This window comes from Pseudoalteromonas sp. DY56-GL22 (assembly GCF_041414715.1).
In the GTDB taxonomy this organism is placed as follows: Bacteria; Pseudomonadota; Gammaproteobacteria; order Enterobacterales; family Alteromonadaceae; genus Pseudoalteromonas; species Pseudoalteromonas simplex.
In genome coordinates, this window is sequence record NZ_JANHZR010000006.1 from 127,231 (window position 1) to 145,310 (window position 18,080).

At 42.3% G+C, this 18,080-nt stretch carries 17 protein-coding genes; 5 read left to right on the plus strand and 12 right to left on the minus strand.

What is annotated here, in order from left to right; all coding sequences use genetic code 11:
* Window positions 1–44: 44 nt before the first annotated feature.
* Window positions 45–332, minus strand: coding sequence for a hypothetical protein (locus tag NO991_RS14320; RefSeq protein ID WP_062566674.1), 288 nt, complete (start codon window positions 330–332; stop codon window positions 45–47).
* Between the two features lie 235 nt (window positions 333–567).
* Here NO991_RS14320 and NO991_RS14325 point away from each other — a divergent pair, with 235 nt between their 5' ends.
* From NO991_RS14325 to NO991_RS14340, 4 genes are all read left to right on the plus strand, one after another.
* Window positions 568–942, plus strand: coding sequence for an RNA-binding S4 domain-containing protein (locus NO991_RS14325; RefSeq protein ID WP_138599152.1), 375 nt, complete (start codon window positions 568–570; stop codon window positions 940–942).
* Window positions 943–1,012: 70 nt separating this feature from the next.
* Window positions 1,013–1,432, plus strand: a complete 420-nt coding sequence (locus tag NO991_RS14330; RefSeq protein ID WP_054552384.1) for a hypothetical protein — start codon at window positions 1,013–1,015, stop codon at window positions 1,430–1,432.
* A gap of 220 nt (window positions 1,433–1,652) precedes the next feature.
* Complete coding sequence (gene acnA, locus NO991_RS14335) at window positions 1,653–4,403, plus strand: aconitate hydratase AcnA (RefSeq protein WP_300545845.1); 2,751 nt, start codon at window positions 1,653–1,655, stop codon at window positions 4,401–4,403.
* 386 nt (window positions 4,404–4,789) lie between these two features.
* A complete protein-coding gene (locus NO991_RS14340) occupies window positions 4,790–5,035 on the plus strand; it encodes a hypothetical protein (RefSeq protein WP_054552382.1) in 246 nt (81 codons plus the stop codon).
* On the opposite strand, the gene NO991_RS14345 is transcribed toward NO991_RS14340, so the two are convergent.
* From NO991_RS14345 to NO991_RS14365, 5 genes are all read right to left on the minus strand, one after another.
* Window positions 5,032–5,574, minus strand: a complete 543-nt coding sequence (locus NO991_RS14345; RefSeq protein ID WP_300360840.1) for a DUF4124 domain-containing protein — start codon at window positions 5,572–5,574, stop codon at window positions 5,032–5,034. The genes NO991_RS14340 and NO991_RS14345 overlap by 4 nt on opposite strands.
* A gap of 12 nt (window positions 5,575–5,586) precedes the next feature.
* Complete coding sequence (locus NO991_RS14350) at window positions 5,587–6,315, minus strand: ABC transporter substrate-binding protein (protein ID WP_300360837.1); 729 nt, start codon at window positions 6,313–6,315, stop codon at window positions 5,587–5,589.
* A gap of 100 nt (window positions 6,316–6,415) precedes the next feature.
* Entirely contained in the window at window positions 6,416–7,156 is a 741-nt protein-coding gene (locus tag NO991_RS14355; protein ID WP_194442446.1) for a phosphoadenylyl-sulfate reductase, read from the minus strand.
* 38 nt (window positions 7,157–7,194) lie between these two features.
* Window positions 7,195–8,892 (minus strand): assimilatory sulfite reductase (NADPH) hemoprotein subunit, encoded by a 1,698-nt coding sequence (gene cysI / locus NO991_RS14360; protein ID WP_062566681.1) that lies wholly within the window; start codon window positions 8,890–8,892, stop codon window positions 7,195–7,197.
* Between the two features lie 48 nt (window positions 8,893–8,940).
* On the minus strand, window positions 8,941–10,755 hold the full coding sequence (locus tag NO991_RS14365) for an assimilatory sulfite reductase (NADPH) flavoprotein subunit (RefSeq protein WP_300360830.1): 1,815 nt from the start codon (window positions 10,753–10,755) through the stop codon (window positions 8,941–8,943).
* A 349-nt stretch (window positions 10,756–11,104) separates the two neighbouring features.
* Between NO991_RS14365 and NO991_RS14370 the strand changes: the two genes are divergently transcribed.
* The gene (locus tag NO991_RS14370) at window positions 11,105–12,745 is read left to right on the plus strand and encodes an endonuclease (RefSeq protein WP_300360827.1); all 1,641 of its coding nucleotides are present in this window, start codon (window positions 11,105–11,107) and stop codon (window positions 12,743–12,745) included.
* A 43-nt stretch (window positions 12,746–12,788) separates the two neighbouring features.
* Here the strand turns inward: NO991_RS14370 and NO991_RS14375 are convergent, their stop codons facing one another.
* The 6 genes from NO991_RS14375 to NO991_RS14400 all read right to left on the minus strand — a co-directional run bounded on the left by NO991_RS14375 (window position 12,789) and on the right by NO991_RS14400 (window position 18,060).
* Window positions 12,789–13,379: a hypothetical protein gene (locus NO991_RS14375; RefSeq protein ID WP_300360824.1), complete on the minus strand. Its 591-nt coding sequence runs from the start codon at window positions 13,377–13,379 to the stop codon at window positions 12,789–12,791.
* 72 nt (window positions 13,380–13,451) lie between these two features.
* Complete coding sequence (locus NO991_RS14380; protein ID WP_054552374.1) at window positions 13,452–13,742, minus strand: hypothetical protein; 291 nt, start codon at window positions 13,740–13,742, stop codon at window positions 13,452–13,454.
* Between the two features lie 65 nt (window positions 13,743–13,807).
* Entirely contained in the window at window positions 13,808–14,443 is a 636-nt protein-coding gene (locus tag NO991_RS14385; RefSeq protein ID WP_300417315.1) for a hypothetical protein, read from the minus strand.
* A 232-nt stretch (window positions 14,444–14,675) separates the two neighbouring features.
* Entirely contained in the window at window positions 14,676–16,091 is a 1,416-nt protein-coding gene (locus tag NO991_RS14390) for a mannose-1-phosphate guanylyltransferase/mannose-6-phosphate isomerase (RefSeq protein ID WP_300542507.1), read from the minus strand.
* A 65-nt stretch (window positions 16,092–16,156) separates the two neighbouring features.
* Entirely contained in the window at window positions 16,157–16,930 is a 774-nt protein-coding gene (locus NO991_RS14395) for an amidohydrolase (protein WP_300360814.1), read from the minus strand.
* Window positions 16,918–18,060 (minus strand): methionine aminotransferase, encoded by a 1,143-nt coding sequence (locus NO991_RS14400; RefSeq protein ID WP_371352140.1) that lies wholly within the window; start codon window positions 18,058–18,060, stop codon window positions 16,918–16,920. The genes NO991_RS14395 and NO991_RS14400 overlap by 13 nt, the downstream gene beginning before the upstream one ends.
* Between the last annotated feature and the right edge of the window lie 20 nt (window positions 18,061–18,080).

Sequence of the window (18,080 nt, forward strand, 5' to 3'; positions counted from 1 at the left end):
ATTACAAATGTAGTCTAAAGTGAGGAAAACAATAAATCAATTAATTAATTAAGATGTTTTTTTAGCCAACTATTAACACTTTGACGGGTATATAAAATATCTTTAAATAAACGGTGAGTTTGATGCTGAAGCAGTTTTTCTTTATTTGTTTCACCTGAACTTAACTGGCTATGGTTATCATTAAAACGCGAAATTAACGCAAAACCTTGTTCTGACTTTTCAGGCTGAGATTTAATTGTTTGCGTTAACAAAGCTCGCACATCATCTGCAGCAAGCAATGACGAATCTTGCAAACCCATTAACTCTTTTCTTAGCGCTGATCTTACGCCCATTACAACTTCTCCTGAACGAATAAAAAATGAAACGGACATGCATTTAGCAATTTGTACACCAATTCCGAACGCGCGCAGTGTATCCAGTAAATACTGCAGTTTTTTTACTGTTTATAAAAATGTCAGATTTTTTATTGCTGTAAATTTTAACCGCCTGAAGAGCTTAAAAATTTAATCTTGGTTCAATTGAGTGCTAGGCTTTATAATGGCTGCGATTGAATTAAGAGAGACCAACATGAACGAAGATTTCATCGAAATTGAACTAGAAGAAGAGCCAATAGAGTTATGCAACTTGTTAAAAGTGCTCGACCTAGTCGAAACTGGTGGCCAAGCAAAAGCCTTAATTGGTGAAGGTTATGTTGGGGTTAACTATGAAATTTGTACAATAAAACGGAAAAAATTATACAGTGGTGACGTGTTGGCTTTCGATGGTGAGTTGTTCCAACTTACTTTAAGCGAAGATGCAACACCGAATCCTCGCCCACCGGAACCTGTACAAAAAGCACAACCACAAAGCACTGAAGAAGCGCCAAAAAAATCGAAGCGTAAACGTACTAAAAAACCAAAAGTAGACGAAAAAACCGGTCGCCGCCCTATCTCTTTTGGTTAACTAGAGCTTGCTTAGTTAGCATAAATCACCTTTAATTGAACCAGATAATAACAACAATAAAAGGTGATTTATGAATCCTCCAGCTTGGCTCAAGCCACTTGCTTGGGCAGCCCTTGTTTGGAATCTTTTAGGTGTCATTGCGTTTATAATGCAACTGTTGATCACACCCGAAATGATTAACCAACTCCCCGAAGCACAACAAGCCGCATACCGCGACATACCGCTCTGGTCAACGGCTGCCTTTGCGATAGCCGTGTTTGCAGCAAGCTTCGCGAGCATCTTATTACTGGTAAAAAAAGCCCTTGCGCGCGAGTTATTTTTAATCTCGTTTATCGCCGTATTAGTCCAGCAATATTATAATTTTGTGGTGATAGATAGCCTTGCTATGTTTGGTACTAGCGCATTAGCAATGCCATTGTGTGTTATCGTTATTGGTTTACTATTATTGTTTATTAGCCATAAAGGTAAACAACAAAACTGGCTTAACTAAAAACACTTATTTCTGAGGGTAGTTTAAAGTGACTACCCTTTTTATCTGCCCCCTTCCCTTGAAATAAATCACATCAGCAGCAACTATATTAGGTAGCATATTTTTTCATCAGCTAGATGAATTTCTCAGCTGGTATTAAGTTTGCAATAACACTGTGTCTATTTCGAAAAGGAAACAACAAAGCAAGCCAAATTGCTTGCTCAAACCACAGGGGCAAATAATGAATAACAGTTTTGATACCCAAAAGCAGCTTACGATTAATGGTGAGCAATATCATATTCACTCTTTACAAGGTTTAGGCGACAAAGCAAAACGTCTACCATTCTCTCTAAAAATCTTACTTGAAAACCTGTTGCGCAATGAAGATGGCGTTAATATTAAAAAGCAAGATATCGATGCCTTATTAAACTGGGACCCTCAAGCGAAACCATCAGCAGAAGTCGCATTTACGCCTGCTCGCGTTGTAATGCAAGATTTTACCGGCGTACCCGCCATTGTCGATTTAGCCGCGATGCGTGATGCCATGGAAAAACTTGGCGGCGACCCTGCGAAGATTAATCCGCTGTCGCCTGCTGAGCTTGTTATTGACCACTCAGTACAAGTTGACGGCTACGGTGAAGATGGCTCATTCGACTTAAATGCGAAACTTGAATATGAGCGTAACAAAGAGCGTTACGAATTTTTACGCTGGGGGCAAACTGCCTTCGATAACTTGAAAGTCGTGCCACCAGCAACCGGCATCGTACACCAAGTTAACTTAGAATATTTAGCCCGCGTGGTATTTAACGATAGTAAAAATGGTAAATCACTCGCCTACCCAGATACCCTAGTCGGAACCGATTCGCACACCACCATGATCAATGGTCTTGGGGTATTAGGCTGGGGTGTGGGTGGTATTGAAGCCGAAGCTGCAATGCTTGGTCAACCAATCAGCTTACTTATTCCACAGGTCGTTGGCTTTAAGCTCAATGGTCGCCTGCCAGAAGGCACAACTGCAACAGACCTCGTACTAACCGTGACAGAAATGCTGCGTAACCATGGCGTAGTAGGTAAATTTGTTGAGTTTTATGGTGATGGTCTTGCTGATTTACCGCTTGCAGACCGTGCAACTATCGCAAACATGGCACCTGAATATGGTGCAACCTGCGGTATTTTTCCAATTGATGATGAAACCATTAACTACCTACGTTTAACTAACCGCGATGACAAGCAACTTAAACTCATCGAGGACTATGCAAAGCACCAAGGCTTATGGCGTAACCCTGGCGATGAAGCTCATTATACCGACACACTAGAGTTATCACTTGATGATGTTGTGCCAAGCCTTGCTGGACCTAAGCGCCCGCAAGATAGAATTGCCCTTGATAAAGCAGGTAGCATTATTGGTGAGCACTTAAAAGGCTTTCAAGAAGAGCGTATGCAACATCGCGATAAAAGCGATGCTCAAGAGGCGCGCATTGAAGATGAAGGCCCAACAACTAACCCTGATGAGCCAGTGAACGAAGCTCAGTTTATGGGCGCAGCTAAGGTTAACTTTAAAGGCGAAGAGTTTGAGCTTAATGATGGCGCTTGTGTCATTGCTGCAATTACAAGTTGTACAAACACGTCAAACCCAAGTGTTATTTTAGCAGCTGGCCTAGTAGCTAAAAAAGCTAAGCAATTAGGCTTAAAGGTTAAACCATGGGTTAAAACATCACTTGCTCCTGGCTCACAAGTGGTGACTGATTACTTGAAAAAAGCCGACTTAATGGATGACTTAGATGCCTTAGGCTTTAACCTTGTCGGTTATGGTTGTACAACCTGTATCGGTAACTCAGGCCCACTAGCTGATGAAATCAGTGAAGCTATTCAAAAGCATAAACTGGTTGTAAGCTCTATTTTATCGGGTAACCGTAACTTTGAAGGCCGTATTCACCAAGATGTGAAAATGAACTTCTTAGCCTCACCACCCCTTGTGGTTGCTTACGCAATTGCGGGTCGTACAGATATCGACGTTTACAATGAGCCGCTTGCGCAAGACCCAAATGGTAATGACATTTATCTAAAAAATATTTGGCCAAGTGTTAGTGAAGTGAACGAACTCGTGCGCGAAACTGTCACCAAAGAAATGTTCGCATCAAGCTATGGCAATGTGTATCAAGGTGATGATCGTTGGCAGAAAATTCAAATTCCTGATGGCAAACTTTATGATTGGGATGATGCGTCAACCTACATCAAAAAAGCGCCATTCTTTGATGGCATGGAGATTGAGCCTCCTGGCATTCCTAGCATTAGTGGTGCGCGCTGTTTAGCAAAATTAGGTGACTCAGTAACCACTGACCACATTTCGCCAGCAGGTGCGATTAAAGCAGATGCCCCAGCAGGTCTTTACTTGCAAGAGCACGGTGTGCAAAAAGCACAATTTAACTCGTACGGTTCGCGTCGTGGTAACCACGAAGTAATGATGCGAGGTACCTTTGCTAATGTGCGTTTACGTAATCTATTAGCACCGGGTACCGAAGGTGGTGTGACCCGTATGCAACCAAGCGATGAGCTCGCCAGCATTTATGATGCTGCGATGCAATATCAGCAAGATGGCACGCCACTGATTATTTTAGCGGGTGCGGAATATGGCACGGGCTCATCACGCGACTGGGCTGCTAAAGGTTCACTTCTGCTTGGTGTTAAAGCCGTTATTGCACAAAGCTATGAGCGTATTCACCGTTCAAACCTGATTGGTATGGGTGTTTTACCCCTACAATTTAAAGAAGGTGAAAGCTATGAGTCACTCGGTTTAACCGGCCAAGAGTCGTTCGATTTTGAAGGCTTATACGACAAAACCAATGAAGTCAGTGTGATTGCCACTAACAGCGAAGGAAAACAAATTAGCTTTAGTGTTGATGTACGTATAGATACCCCGAAAGAATGGGACTACTACAAACATGGCGGTATTTTACAGTATGTTCTGCGTAATATGCTGGCTGAGCAGTAATTGCTTTTAAGTTAACTAAGGGGCTGAATTTTCAGCCCCTTTTTTATTTAGAACACCAGTAATACCAATCCGCAATAATACTTAATCATTTTGAGGGATTAAACCTGTCGCTACCTGCGTTAAAAATTTCTGATTTAGAACAAACTAAATAACGAAATTTTTGCCTTGTTATCAACGAGGTTTTATTGCCTCAAAATAGACCACTTAATTAAGCGAATTGGTATAAATTACAGTTTAGAGCAACACACTTATTTACAAAAAATGAAAAGCGCATAAAAACCAGCGCGTTAAAATTAGACAAATAACCGACACTTGCTTGATTTAGAACAATCCTCTTAATGACAACAGCTCCTACACTTTAATTAAGGCTAAAGTGAGGTGCTTGTATGACTGAACAAACCATCATTCGAATCTTAAAAACCTTTATTATTTTAGGTATTTGTCTAATCATTTTGGGGCATTCTTTATTAGCCGGCAATTACTTAAGTGATAGCATGGGTATACATGGCATTATGATAAGCGCAGCGTGTATTGCTGTTGGTGTGCTGTTCTCGTTACCCACCAAAATTTATCTCACTATTTTACTGATGAAAATGGAAAGCGATCTCACAGCTCAAAACAAACAAAGCTAATTCCCACCTTGCTCTTTGAGCTGCTGCTCAAGTTGCTTGTTACGTTGCTCCATAAGCTGTTTTACTTGCTCAGCATCTTGCATCATCTTTTGTACATTTTTAGGGTCGTATATCCCAAGCGCTGAAGGTACTTCGTCAGTTTTAACTGTTGCAGCTTGCTTTTCATCAGCTTGAAAAGTCTCTGCAGGTAACACAGTTATATCGTTCGGATCCAAAGTTACTGTAGTACTAACGTAATTAGGGTGAGGGGTATCAGCATAGTGCCACTGACCATGTTCATCTTGCCATTTATACACGACGACAGGTGCATCCGCGTTTTTGCTAAAGCTCAACGTCTCAGTGAGCTTTTTTGCTTGGCTGGTCAGTGTATCGGCACCTTGCGAAGCAAAATCACTCAAATCACCACTTACTTTTTCTGAGTAACGCTCGAACATGCTCAGCTCTAGGTAAGGTTTACCGTCTGGCTTTTTAATATAAAACAGCAGGGCAACACTGGTCAGTAATAGCATAACCGCAAGATAACAAAAACGCTTAATCATTCCATTTACCGATTATTGGTAGTTGCTCTCAATCTTAGCAAATTCGCCGGATGATTTAAGATTTTTCATAAATTCGTTAAATTGCTCGCTCATATGCTTACCTTTTTCATTGTATGTAAACTGTAATTGCATCGGCGCTCTACCCACACTGTAATCACTTACCGTGAATTTCTTAAAGACATGATTTCTTGAGGCATACCACTGCAATGTGTTTTTTGCGATGACGGCAACACGTTGATTTTGCTGCATATCGACTAAAGCATTCAACATATCTATTTCAGAGTAAAAATCTTCACGATGCAACTTGCCAGCTGCAAACAATGCTTCAAATTGCGGGTAAGTGTAACCAAAGCGAGCCATCAACACATAGCCGCCGAGCTCATCAATCGCTGGAATATGACAACCTCTGGGCATAACTAAAATATCTTCAACAATCGCAATACTATCACTCCAATAATATTGATTATCTCCACGATACCATTGCTCAGACTCTAAACGAACATCAACCTGACCCTCATCAAGTAAATGCTGCGAACGCACTTCTGGTACCAGCATGTACTGAAGATCATAATTATATTTTTCGGCAAAGCGGCTTAATAGGTCAGCGACTAGGCCTTTTTGACCGCTATCAACAAAATGATAAGGTGGGTAATCCGTGTCATACAACGCAACACGTAAAGTTTCTGCTCGCACTAAAGGCGTAATTAATAGCAATAATAAAAAAACAACGGCACGACTCATAATTTTCTCTCATAAAATTGAGCCAGGGATTGTATATAAATAGCACAAAAAAAGCGCAGGCTAAGCTGCGCTTTGAGAAAATTCTGATAGGAATTTAGGATTAGATACCGTCACCATCAATATGTAAGCCACATTCACGGTTTAAACCGAAGAAACGCGTTTCTTCTTCTGTCATGCCAGGCTCAAGTTTACGGGTGGTGTGAACATCACCCATAGACACATAACCTTGCTCCCAAAGCGGGTGATACGGCAAATCATGCTTAGTTAGATACTGATAAATATCGCGGTTATTCCACTCGATAAGTGGGTACACTTTCACTGTGCCACGGCTAATTTCAACAATTTGCTTATCAGCACGGCTTGATGACTGGTCACGGCGCAAACCACTAAACCAGGTGCCTGCTTGCAGCTCGTTTAAAGCGCGAGTCATTGGCTCAACTTTATTCAGTTGATTGTACTGCTTAATACCCTCTTCACCTTGCTCCCAAAGTTTACCAAACTTTGCTTCTTGCCACGCTGGGCTAAGCTGTGCTTTATAAACCTTAAGATTAAGCGAAAGTCGCTCCGTCATTTGTTCAATGAACTGATAAGTCTCAGGGAACAAATAGCCCGTGTCAGTCAGTACCACTGGAATATCTGGCTGCTGCGATGTCACTAAATGCAACATCACCGCCGCTTGAATACCAAAGCTCGACGACAAAAAGTGCGTGCTTGGTAAGTTTTCAAGTGCCCACGCAACACGCTCTTCTGCGCTTTTATCAGTCAGAAGACCATTAATATCAGCCAGCATGGCTGTTTGGTCTTCTTTGCTCATCGTTAAGATGTCTTTAAATTCACTCATGGTTAATTCCAAACCTTAAAGCGGTGTCGCTTATAAAATTATGCGTGAAAATCGGTTACTGAAACTTTAACTTCAGCAACAATGCCTTTGCGAATTACAAAATCACCAAAACACTCGCCTTCATTACGCTCACTTGCCCATTGGCCAATTAGCTTATCGAATGCGTCTAGGTATACGTCTTCGCCGACATTTTCTAAATACAATTTTGGAATACGCGTGCCTTCGCGGTTACCGCCTAAGTACACATTGTATTTACCCGGACCTTTACCAACTAGACCCGCTTCTGCCAACATGGCGCGGCCACAGCCATTCGGGCAACCCACAACACGCATAATGATGTTGTCATCGCTGATGCCGTGCTTAGCTAATAACGCTTCAGTTTTCTCAATTAAGCTTGGTAAATAACGCTCAGCTTCAGCCATCGCTAACGGACACGTTGGTAATGCCACACACGCCATTGAGTTTTTACGCTGCTCTGTATGGCTGTCATCAATTAAGCCATGGTTGCGAGCAATCTCTTCGATTACCGCTTTTTGATCAGCCGGAACACCTGCGATGATCAAGTTTTGGTTTGCAGTCATGCGGAAATCACCTTGGTGAATTTCAGCAATTTTACGGCAACCTGTTTTAAGAGGTTGATTTGGGTAATCTAAAATACGGCCACTTTGGATAAACAGCGTTAAGTGGTGCTTACCATCAATACCTTCAACCCAACCGATACGGTCACCACGGTGAGTGAACTCATACGGGCGGCTTTGCTCAAATTGAACACCGGCACGTTTTTCAACTTCAGCTTTAAATACATCAGAACCTACACGGTCTAGTGTGTATTTAGTTTTCGCATTTTTACGATTTGAGCGGTTACCCCAATCACGCTGTACAGACACCACGTGCTCAGCAATTTTTAACGTGTGTTCAAGTGGGATAAAACCAAAGTCATCTGCTTTACGAGGATACGTTGCTGTATCACCGTGAGTCATCGCAAGACCACCACCCACTAACACGTTAAAACCAACTAACTTGCCGTTTTCTGCAATTGCCACGAAGTTTAAGTCGTTCGCATGCACATCCACTTCATTGTTCGGTGGAATTGTCACTGTGGTTTTAAACTTACGCGGTAAGTAAGTTGAACCTAAAATTGGCTCTTCAGTGGTTTCACTCTTTTCACCATTTAGCCAAATTTCAGCGTATGCTTTGGTTTTTGGTAATAGGTGCTCAGAGATCTTCGCTGCCCACTCGTACGCTTCTTGGTGAAGCTCAGATTCAACTGGGTTCGTTGTACATAATACGTTTCGGTTTACATCGCCCGCCGTTGCAATTGAGTCAATGCCCACGCTATTGAGCATTTGATGCATGCCTTTAATATTTGGCTTAAGTACACCATGGAACTGGAACGTTTGACGCGTGGTTAAACGAATACTGCCATAGCTGGTTTTCTCTTCAGCAAACTTATCAATCGCTAACCATTGCTCTGGCTTGATGATACCGCCAGGCATACGAGCACGTAACATTACGTTATGTAACGGCTCTAATTTTTGTTTAGCGCGCTCAGGGCGAATATCACGGTCATCTTGCTGGTACATGCCGTGGAAACGGATCAGTTGGAAGTTATCAGCAGTGAAACCACCGGTGATCTCGTCTTTTAAGTCTTGCTCAATGGTGCCACGTAAAAAGTTACTTTCTCTTTTCAAACGCTCGTTATCAGAAAGCTTTACGTTTTTGTCTTGTTCGCTCATGGTATTTCCTAAATTTGTTACAGTGACGGCTGTTAGCTTTAAACGTGATTAGTACACGTCTTTCTGATAGCGGTTTGCGCTACGTAAATCTTTTAAATATTGCTCAGCTTGTTCATCATCTTTGCCGCTATTTTCTTTGATAATGTCGACAAGCGCCTGATGAACATCTTTCGCCATACGGTTTGCATCACCACAGATATAGAAATGAGCACCCGCTTCTAACCAAGCGAATACTTCTTGGCTGTTTTTGCGAAGTTTGTCTTGAACATATACTTTTTCCGCTTGGTCACGGCTAAACGCCACATCCACTTTTGTCAGTAAACCTGACTTCAAGTAACCTTGAATTTCTACTTGATATAAAAAGTCTTGGGTAAAGTGTGGGTTACCAAAGAATAACCAGTTTTTACCGCTTGCTTCACGGGCATCACGCTCTTGTAAAAACGCACGGAAAGGTGCAATACCTGTACCCGGACCTACCATGATAATTGGCGTTTCATCATTAGCCGGTAAACGGAAGTTATCGTTATGCTCGCTGAATACTTTTACTTTGCAGCCTTCTTCAGCACGACGTGCTAAATAGCCAGAACAACCACCTAAGTGCTCGCTACCGAATGCATCAAACTCAACCAAGCCCACCGTTAAATGAACTTCTTCTTCAACTTCTGCTTGGCTAGATGCAATCGAATATAAACGTGCTTGTAGTTTACGTAAGCAGTCTACTAATGTTTGCGCTTCTAGTTGAGCTGGGTTTTGACGAATAATATCGAAGATTTGGCGAGGCTCAATGTACTCACGCATTGCCGCTCTATCTTCAACTAGCTTTAATAAATCAGGGCTGCCCGTTGCTGTTGCATATTTTTCAACAAAGCCAGGGTAAGACTGAGTTAATTCTAATTTTTCGATTAATGCATCACGAATACTTAGTTCTTCGTCGCCGAGTTTAACCGTACTAGATGAATCGATTTGTGTAAGCGCAAGGACTTCATCAACAAGCGCTTCGTCATTTAAGAAGTAAACGCCTAGCGAGTCACCCGGTGTATAGGTAATGTCTGAACCTTCTAATGAAATTTCAACATGACGCACATCTTTGGTTGAATCACGACCGGTAATTTTTTGCACAACGCTTAGCTCTGCAGCAAATGGGTTTTGCTTGGTGTATTGGCTTGCTGCTGGTGCCGCGGCACCAAATGGCATCGCCACAACTTGACCACCACTTGCTTGCTGCTGCGCTTTAAGATCAGGTTCAAACGCATCAAGTGCACCGTCAATCCACTTAGCAGCTTCATCATCGTAATCAACATCTAAGTCAGCACGCTGGAAAATAGTTTCTGCGCCAAGCTTGTTAAAACGCTCTTCAAAATCTTTTGCTGTTTGGCAGAAGAACTCGTAGCTTGAATCACCTAAGCCGATCACAGCCACTTTAACACCATCTAGTTTTGGTGCTTTTTTAGTCGTTAAGAATTCATGCAGACTTTCAGCGTCTTCTGGTGGTTCACCCTCACCGTAAGTTGAAACAACAACCGTGATGAACTTTTCTTTTTTCAGGGCAGTTGGTTTGTAGTCAGCCATGTTTACTAACTTAACCGTTAGACCGCGCGACTCTGCTTGCTCTTTTAACTTACTTGCCACGCCTTTTGCGTTACCCGTTTGAGAGCCGTATAAAATAGTTAGCGGGGCCGCATCACCTGCATCTGGAGCGGCTGCAACACCACCGGTTAATGCACCTGCGTTGGCATTTGCAGCTAAGTAACCACTTACCCACGCTTGCTGAATTGGATTAAGTTCAGCCACTAAGCCTTGCAGCTTTTGTACTTGCTCTTGCGATAGCGGGCTCGCCGCTGCATTTAGTTGACTTAACAACATGAATTTATTCCTCGTAACCCTGAAAAGTTAACTGCGAAACGAACTTGCTACCGTCATTTCGCGAACAATTTTTTCGACTTTAAAGACCTAATAAAAACGCTTTAAAGGTTTATCTGAGCGTGAAGAATAACGAGGTCTGAGGCGATTAAAAAAGAATAGAATCTGCTTTGATATTCCATTTAGTTATTAATTTAGTATTTATCCAAAAAAAACATGTTAAAAGCAAAAATTCCCAAATAAGAAACTTTTATTAATTAACATTATTGCAACATAAGACAGTTAGCCTATACTCGCTGTGTTCATTTTAAGAACAGCAATAACTATTAAAAAATATGAAAAGGAAAATACAATGTCACACGGGACATGTAAAAAATATATGCTAGCCAGTGTCTTACTGTGCCTAGCGAGTTCAGCATTGGCAAATGTTAATAACGCCAGCTTCGAAAGCTGGTCAGCAAACACCCCTGCAAGCTGGAGCACCATAGATAGCGGTATTAACCTTAGCGCTAATAGTAATGAGGTTTACTCAGGTAATTACTCAGCGCAAGTCGTGGTTAATACTGGCACGCAAAGTAATACCGATTTACAGCAGCTAGTTGATGTAGTGGCGGGTGAAACTTATGAGTTTTCAGCTTGGGTTTACCATACAGAAGGCGGCGTAAAAGCTCGCTTAGTGGTTGATGGCTATCAAGGCTATTCTAATTCAGCATTAACTAATCAATGGCAACAAATCAGTTATCAGTACACAGCCTCTGCTACCACATCAATTAATGTTGGCCTGCGCTTTTACGACGTAACTGGTTTTGATGGCAGCGAAGTAGTTTATGTAGATAACTTTGCACCAAGCACTGGCGCAACCCCACCACCTTCGGGCAGCTGCGCCTATAACCAAGTGTCTTTAACCCTCACTACCGATAACTATGGAGAAGAAACCAGCTGGCAAATCACCAATAGCCAAGGTAGTGCAGTAGCATCAGGCGGCAGCTATGCAGCAAATACTCAGTACAGTGAGCAAGCATGTTTAACGGATGGTGACTATAGTTTTACGATTTTTGATAGTTATGGTGATGGCATATGCTGCTCATTCGGCAATGGCAGTTACAGCCTTTCATTAGGTCAAACAGTACTTGCCTCTGGTGCAAGCTTCCAAAGCTCAGAAGCAACGCCGTTTAGCCTAGGCGATAGCTCAGGCGGCGGTGACGGCGGTGGTACAACCCCAACAGAGCCAACGGGGTACTATGTTACAACCCAAGGCCTTAGTGGTTATGCACTGAAAACAGAGCTATACAACATTATCAAAGGTCACAACTCGCAGGGCTATTCAGCGATTTGGAGTTTTTACGATGTTGCTTCACGCGATAAGTATTTTGAAAACGACAACTCTATTTTAGATCGTTATTCAGAAAACCCGGCAGGCCAAGACAGCTACAACTATGTTGCTGTAAGCGATCAATGTGGTACTTACAACAGCGAAGCAGACTGCTACAACCGTGAGCATTCTTTCCCGAAAAGTTGGTTTGGTGGAACAGTTGAGCCAATGAATTCAGACGTACATCATATTTTTGCCACTGACGGTTATGTCAATTCAAAACGCAGTAACTACCCATTTGGTGAAGTAGCTAGTGCAAGCTATACCTCTAGTAACGGCAGCAAAGTAGGTAGTGCAGCCAGCTCATTAAATTACTCAGGAACGGTTTTTGAACCAATTGATGAATTTAAAGGTGACTTTGCAAGAGCGTACTTCTATATGGCAACACGCTATGAAAACGTGATTGGCTCATGGCAAAACAACACAACCTACAGTAACGCTGTACTGAATGGTTCATCTAATCAGGTCTTTGAGAGCTGGGTCGTTACTATGTTATTAAAGTGGCATAACGAGGATCCCGTTAGCCAATTAGAGCTTGACCGTAACCAAGCCGCTTATGAACATCAAGGTAACCGCAACCCATTTGTGGATCACCCAGAATTTGTAGAAATGATCTGGTAACTTCGTTAAGCCAAGGCGCTTAGTTTCGGCTAAGTGCCTTTTTTCAGTCAAGCATAATGACTTTGTTTTCGTGAATTAACTCTGATACATAGCGTTTTTCTAAATGCCACGGATGACGCTTCCAGCCCTGAAAACCAAAACCTGCTATATGCACTTTTGAAAACAATTTAAGGTAGTGAACAATCGCTAAAGTTCCTGAACTTGGGCAATATGGCTTATGTATTGTTGGCCCTAACGTTAATAGATACTCAAGGACTGATTGGCGAAATTGCTGGGTTAACCTTTCTTGCTGTGATCCTTTGCCATATTTATTAAACAAAGCGTCACCATGGTCAAGCCGGCTTTGACGGCGGATCAGTTTGAATATGTGCTGCATAAGTAAATTTGGCGCAGGATCAGTGACGACAACTTTACTTATCCCTTCAAGCGGCATCACAAGCGGATCAGTAAGTAAGCTTTGCGCCTGCCTTCCTCGGCCCAGTAGCCATAGATCAGTGCATCGCCTACCTAGGTGCGTAGGCATTGCTGCACAGCGGTTAAAACGAACGACACGAGGACAACAATCAATCAGCTCAGCAAGCTCGGTATTTATTGGGCCATTACCTATAATAATTATCTCTGGCTGCTCATTCATGATGCAGAAACTCCGTTTCAATCCTTAAAACAGTATTATTTCACCCAACCTTTGTGACCTAATAATGACAGCTCATAATAATTCTAACGAATGTGAAAAGCGCTTATGCGCAACAAGTAAATTATTACCGACTTGAGATTGGGCACTATAGCCAAGAAGCTGTAACACCTGCTTTAACAGTGCTTGATGCTGCTGTTGTTTTGAATGGTTTACTACTTCTAATACCTCCAGCATGGCCAGTGCATAGCTAGAGCCTGATTGGAGTGATTGCCAAATACGCGTTTGTATTTCAATAACTTGATAAATTGAAGTTTTATAAGTATTAATCTGCAAACTTAATAGATAGTTTTCTAATGGATTCATTGTAGCGCCCTTTTAAAAACGCCACTTTAAAAGCTCAAGTTAGGTTGAGGTAAAGTGTTTTTTTATTAGTTTTTACTCCACTTATTCATTATTTCTTTAAATAATCTAGCATCCTTGTCTTCACAAGGTCTGGGCGAACCGCTTGGCACTCCAGATTTACCAAACACCGAATTAAAATCGATGCCATAACACATACCATTTAGCACCTCGATGCGCTTGCTGCCATCACCACTCTGCCAAACGACTTTTGCCTTATCTGATACTGTTAATTGCACAGGTACAGAAATCCTGCCTACAGACGAATTATTATTTGCGGCGTTCACCTGACCAAATAGCGATGCATTAGAAGAGTCATTTTCAAACTTAAGCTCTGGAATTGGCGCATACGGGTTGAGCTTTTTAAAGGGTACTTCGGTTATTTTTGAGTGTTCAGGTGCCTGATCAGGCTTTGCGACCTCAGTTGTCACTTCTTGGGATTCACTAACTGAGTATTCAACAACCTTAGCATCTCTTTTCTGCTTAGGACTGCTATGAGGGGTTTCCTCTCTTAGCGGCAAAGCCTTCGCTTCATCAACTATTTCTGGCGGCTGATCCGATAAAGGTTTGTCTTGAGTCTTCTGCAAACTTGGTAGCTTTGTTAAATCGACACTCACATACGCGTTGATTACCTTGGGCGGTTCAGCGACGGCGGGAAGCTTCACAAACTTGCCATATCGAGCTAGTAACAACAAAAGCACAGTATGTAGCGATATCGAGATGATCCATGCTTTGTAATTCCCTTTTAACACCCAAGCGCCTCGCTTTTTATTTTTAAGAGTGTCAGATGAGTGAAATAGTTCATCAGAAAATGGTGGTAAAAATTTAACCAATGACAACAGAATTTACATAAGCTCTGTTAAAAAGCCTCCTTTTCGATAAGCTTAAAGCTTCCAGCTATCCCCTCCCATACCTATCATCAAATCGCTCGATGTCAGTTTCATCAAGTATCGCTCCGGTTTGTACTTCGATAACGATTAGTGGCGTGTATTGCTGATTAGCAAGGCTGTGTAGCTGCTTAGCCGCGATGTAACAAGATTGGTCGGCGGATAATTCAAATTCATCATCACCTACTCGCACGCTTGCCACTCCAGATACGACGACCCAATGTTCTGCACGGTGCTGATGGCGTTGAGTTGAAAGCTTTGCGCCGCTGTTTACGATTATTTTCTTTACTTTAAAGCCAGTGCTTTCAATTAAAGTTCGATAGTTGCCCCAAGGTCTGAATACGGCTTGATGGTGGGTTAGTTTATCGCTATCGACAACAGCGAGCTGTTTAAGTAAATCTGGGAGCTTATCGAGTGCACTTTTGTCTGCCACTAAGGTGGCATCATGAGTATGTATAATTGCTTGATTACTTACGCCGAGCGCCGCAATAGTGTGGTCAGCCTCGCTGATCAGTAGATTATTTTCGCTATCTAAACTCACTCCTTGTGAGGCTAAATAGTTGCCATGATGGTCTTTTTCTGCGATTTTCGATAATGCAGAAAAGCTGCCAACATCGCTCCAATTTAAGTCAACAGGTATAACAGCAACGTTAGCGCTACGCTCCAAAATAGCATAATCAATAGAATCACTTGGGCATGCTGTGAGCGCACCCGCAACAGGCCGTTGAAACCCTAAATCTGCGGTGAAGCTAGCCGCTTTTGCGACACTGTCAGCAATCTTTGGCGCAAAACGATTAAGCTCACTCAAGTACACAGCTGGTAAAAATAAAAACATGCCGCTATTCCAGCCATACTCACCACTGGCAAGGTATTTTTCGGCTAATTGCAGAGCTGGTTTTTCTTTGAACTCAGCCACCTTAAAACAGCCTTTATGAGCCAACTGTTCACCTTGGCGAATATAACCATAGCCGGTATGTGGCTCAGTCGGAGTAATGGCAAAGGTTACTAATTGTTGTTGCTGACAAAGCGATATCGCATTATCGAAGCAGGCAATAAGTTTATCAAAATCACTGATATGGTGATCAGCAGGCATGACTAGTAAGGGATCGGTTAGACCATTTTGCAATGCAAATTCAGCGGCTAGGGCAATCGCGGGGGCTGTATTTTTACCTTCAGGTTCAAGCAATAAAGTATAGCTATCTGTGATTTCTGCAATTTGCGCTTTAGCGATAAAGCGATGCTCTTCATTGCACACTAGAATTGGCGCATTAAATTGTGAGTCAGCCACTCGTAAAAGCGTGCTCTGTAACAGTGATTTTTCGCTAAGCAAAGACAAAAACTGCTTAGGCATCGCTTTACGCGACAAAGGCCATAAACGAGAACCTATGCCACCAGCAAGAATAACGGGGGTGATTTTGTGACTCATGATTGCTTAAAGTAAATAATCCAACCATGAGTTTAACAAATTTTTGAGTATGCGGCTTCGAGCAATTACAGTAACTGAAATTGATCAGCATCTAAGTGAGCAGGAAACGCTTTTCGAAAGTCATCAAGCGGTGATTTTTCTAAGCGCTGAATAATGATACCCGATTGGCCATCTTCGAGCTTAGCCAAGGTGTCACCTTTAAAATCATAAACGGCAGTACCACCACTGTGGGCAACATTATTACCATCAGCACCAATGCGATTGACACCCACGACATAACACAGGTTTTCCATTGCGCGTGCTTTTAGCAGGGTATCCCAGACATGGCGACGAGCTGCTGGCCAATTAGCTACGTTGATCATCACATCGTAGTCGTTGCAATTACGCTGAAATACAGGAAAGCGTAAGTCGTAACACACTTGCGGCAAAATGCGAAAATCATTGATAGCGAATATCTCGCGATGCTCGCCTGCTGCGACGAAATTGCCTTCGTTACCTAAACAGAATAAATGGCGTTTGTCGTAATACTTCACTTCGCCATTTGGCCAAACCCAATAAAAGCGATTAGCCTTTTTGTCGCCTTTTGCAACTAAAACAGAGCCTGCAACCACAGTATTTTTTTGCTTAGCTGTGGCTTTTAACCAGCTAAGTACCTCGCCTTGTTCTGGTTCGCTGCAATCTAGATTAATCGCAAAACCCGTGGCAAATGTTTCTGGCAAGACAATTAAATCAACTTGCTCGTTTAAACTGTTAAGCTGCTCAGTAAAGTGCGCAAGGTTAGCGCTTTTATCAAGCCAATGCAGTGATGACTGCACTAAAGCTAAGGTTAAAGTTGGCATAAAATCTCCGCGGCACATTTTAATGTGTCATCATTTTTAGCAAAACATAAACGAATCACTTTGTCGCTGCTTGCACTGTTATAAAACACACTGAGTGGTACAGCTGCAACACCCGCTTGTTCAACCAACCATTGGCAAAACTCAACATCATCAAGATCAGACACATCACTGTAATCGAGTAGCAAAAAATAGGTGCCTTCACTTGGTAATATTTTAAAACGGCTTTGCGCTAGTGCTTCGCTGAGCAAGTCGCGTTTTTGTTGATAAAAACAACTTAGCTCATCAACATGCTCAGGCTCTAACTCAAGCATATCGGCTAATGCATGCTGGGCAGGCGTAAAACTTGAAAAGGTCACATATTGGTGAATTTTACGAAACTCCACCATCAGCTGAGTGGGTGCTACACAGTAACCCATCTTCCAGCCAGTACTGTGAAAGGTTTTACCAAAACTTGAAATCACAAAACTACGAGCAAATAACTCAGAGTCGGTCAGCGCACTTAAATGCAAAGCACCGTCAAAGGTAATGTGCTCATACACTTCATCACTGATCACATATAAATCATGCTCAGCAACAAGCTCTTTAAGGGCGTTAATATCTTCTGTTTTAAAGATTTTACCGCTTGGGTTATGTGGCGTGTTGATGATGATGACACGTGTTTTTTCTGTAATAACATCGGCTACGGCTTGCCAATCGATTTTGTAGTCTGGCGCATGTAAGGCAACGTGAACTGAGCGACCGCCGGCAAGTTCAATTGCCGGTTGATACGAGTCATACGCGGGGTCAAATACCACAACTTCATCACCCTCTTTAACAAGCGCTTGAATTGCTACGAATAATGCCTCTGTTGCCCCAGAGGTGACGGTAACTTGTTGCTCGTAATTTATGTTGTTATGGTATTTTCTAGCAATCAAAGCCGCTATTTGCTGTTGTAGCTTTGCAACCCCACTTGAAGGCGCATATTGGTTTACTCCCTCAAGTACATAATGATTTAGCTGTTTTTTTAGTAATTCTGGTGCATCAAATTCAGGAAAACCCTGAGATAAATTAAGCGCTTGGTGCTTATTTGCTAGAGCGGTCATTTGACTAAAAATACTGGTGCCTAAATTCGGCAATTTACTTTCAAACACAGAGGTTCCTTAAAGATGGT

What these genes read in the sequence shown, in the direction of transcription:
- NO991_RS14320 (WP_062566674.1), bottom strand. Translation starts at nt 332, where the DNA reads ATGGGCGTAAGATCAGCGCTAAGAAAAGAGTTAATGGGTTTGCAAGAT.
- NO991_RS14325 (WP_138599152.1), top strand. Translation starts at nt 568, where the DNA reads ATGAACGAAGATTTCATCGAAATTGAACTAGAAGAAGAGCCAATAGAG.
- NO991_RS14330 (WP_054552384.1), top strand. Translation starts at nt 1,013, where the DNA reads ATGAATCCTCCAGCTTGGCTCAAGCCACTTGCTTGGGCAGCCCTTGTT.
- acnA (WP_300545845.1), top strand. Translation starts at nt 1,653, where the DNA reads ATGAATAACAGTTTTGATACCCAAAAGCAGCTTACGATTAATGGTGAG.
- NO991_RS14340 (WP_054552382.1), top strand. Translation starts at nt 4,790, where the DNA reads ATGACTGAACAAACCATCATTCGAATCTTAAAAACCTTTATTATTTTA.
- NO991_RS14345 (WP_300360840.1), bottom strand. Translation starts at nt 5,574, where the DNA reads ATGATTAAGCGTTTTTGTTATCTTGCGGTTATGCTATTACTGACCAGT.
- NO991_RS14350 (WP_300360837.1), bottom strand. Translation starts at nt 6,315, where the DNA reads ATGAGTCGTGCCGTTGTTTTTTTATTATTGCTATTAATTACGCCTTTA.
- NO991_RS14355 (WP_194442446.1), bottom strand. Translation starts at nt 7,156, where the DNA reads ATGAGTGAATTTAAAGACATCTTAACGATGAGCAAAGAAGACCAAACA.
- cysI (WP_062566681.1), bottom strand. Translation starts at nt 8,892, where the DNA reads ATGAGCGAACAAGACAAAAACGTAAAGCTTTCTGATAACGAGCGTTTG.
- NO991_RS14365 (WP_300360830.1), bottom strand. Translation starts at nt 10,755, where the DNA reads ATGTTGTTAAGTCAACTAAATGCAGCGGCGAGCCCGCTATCGCAAGAG.
- NO991_RS14370 (WP_300360827.1), top strand. Translation starts at nt 11,105, where the DNA reads ATGTCACACGGGACATGTAAAAAATATATGCTAGCCAGTGTCTTACTG.
- NO991_RS14375 (WP_300360824.1), bottom strand. Translation starts at nt 13,379, where the DNA reads ATGAATGAGCAGCCAGAGATAATTATTATAGGTAATGGCCCAATAAAT.
- NO991_RS14380 (WP_054552374.1), bottom strand. Translation starts at nt 13,742, where the DNA reads ATGAATCCATTAGAAAACTATCTATTAAGTTTGCAGATTAATACTTAT.
- NO991_RS14390 (WP_300542507.1), bottom strand. Translation starts at nt 16,091, where the DNA reads ATGAGTCACAAAATCACCCCCGTTATTCTTGCTGGTGGCATAGGTTCT.
- NO991_RS14395 (WP_300360814.1), bottom strand. Translation starts at nt 16,930, where the DNA reads ATGCCAACTTTAACCTTAGCTTTAGTGCAGTCATCACTGCATTGGCTT.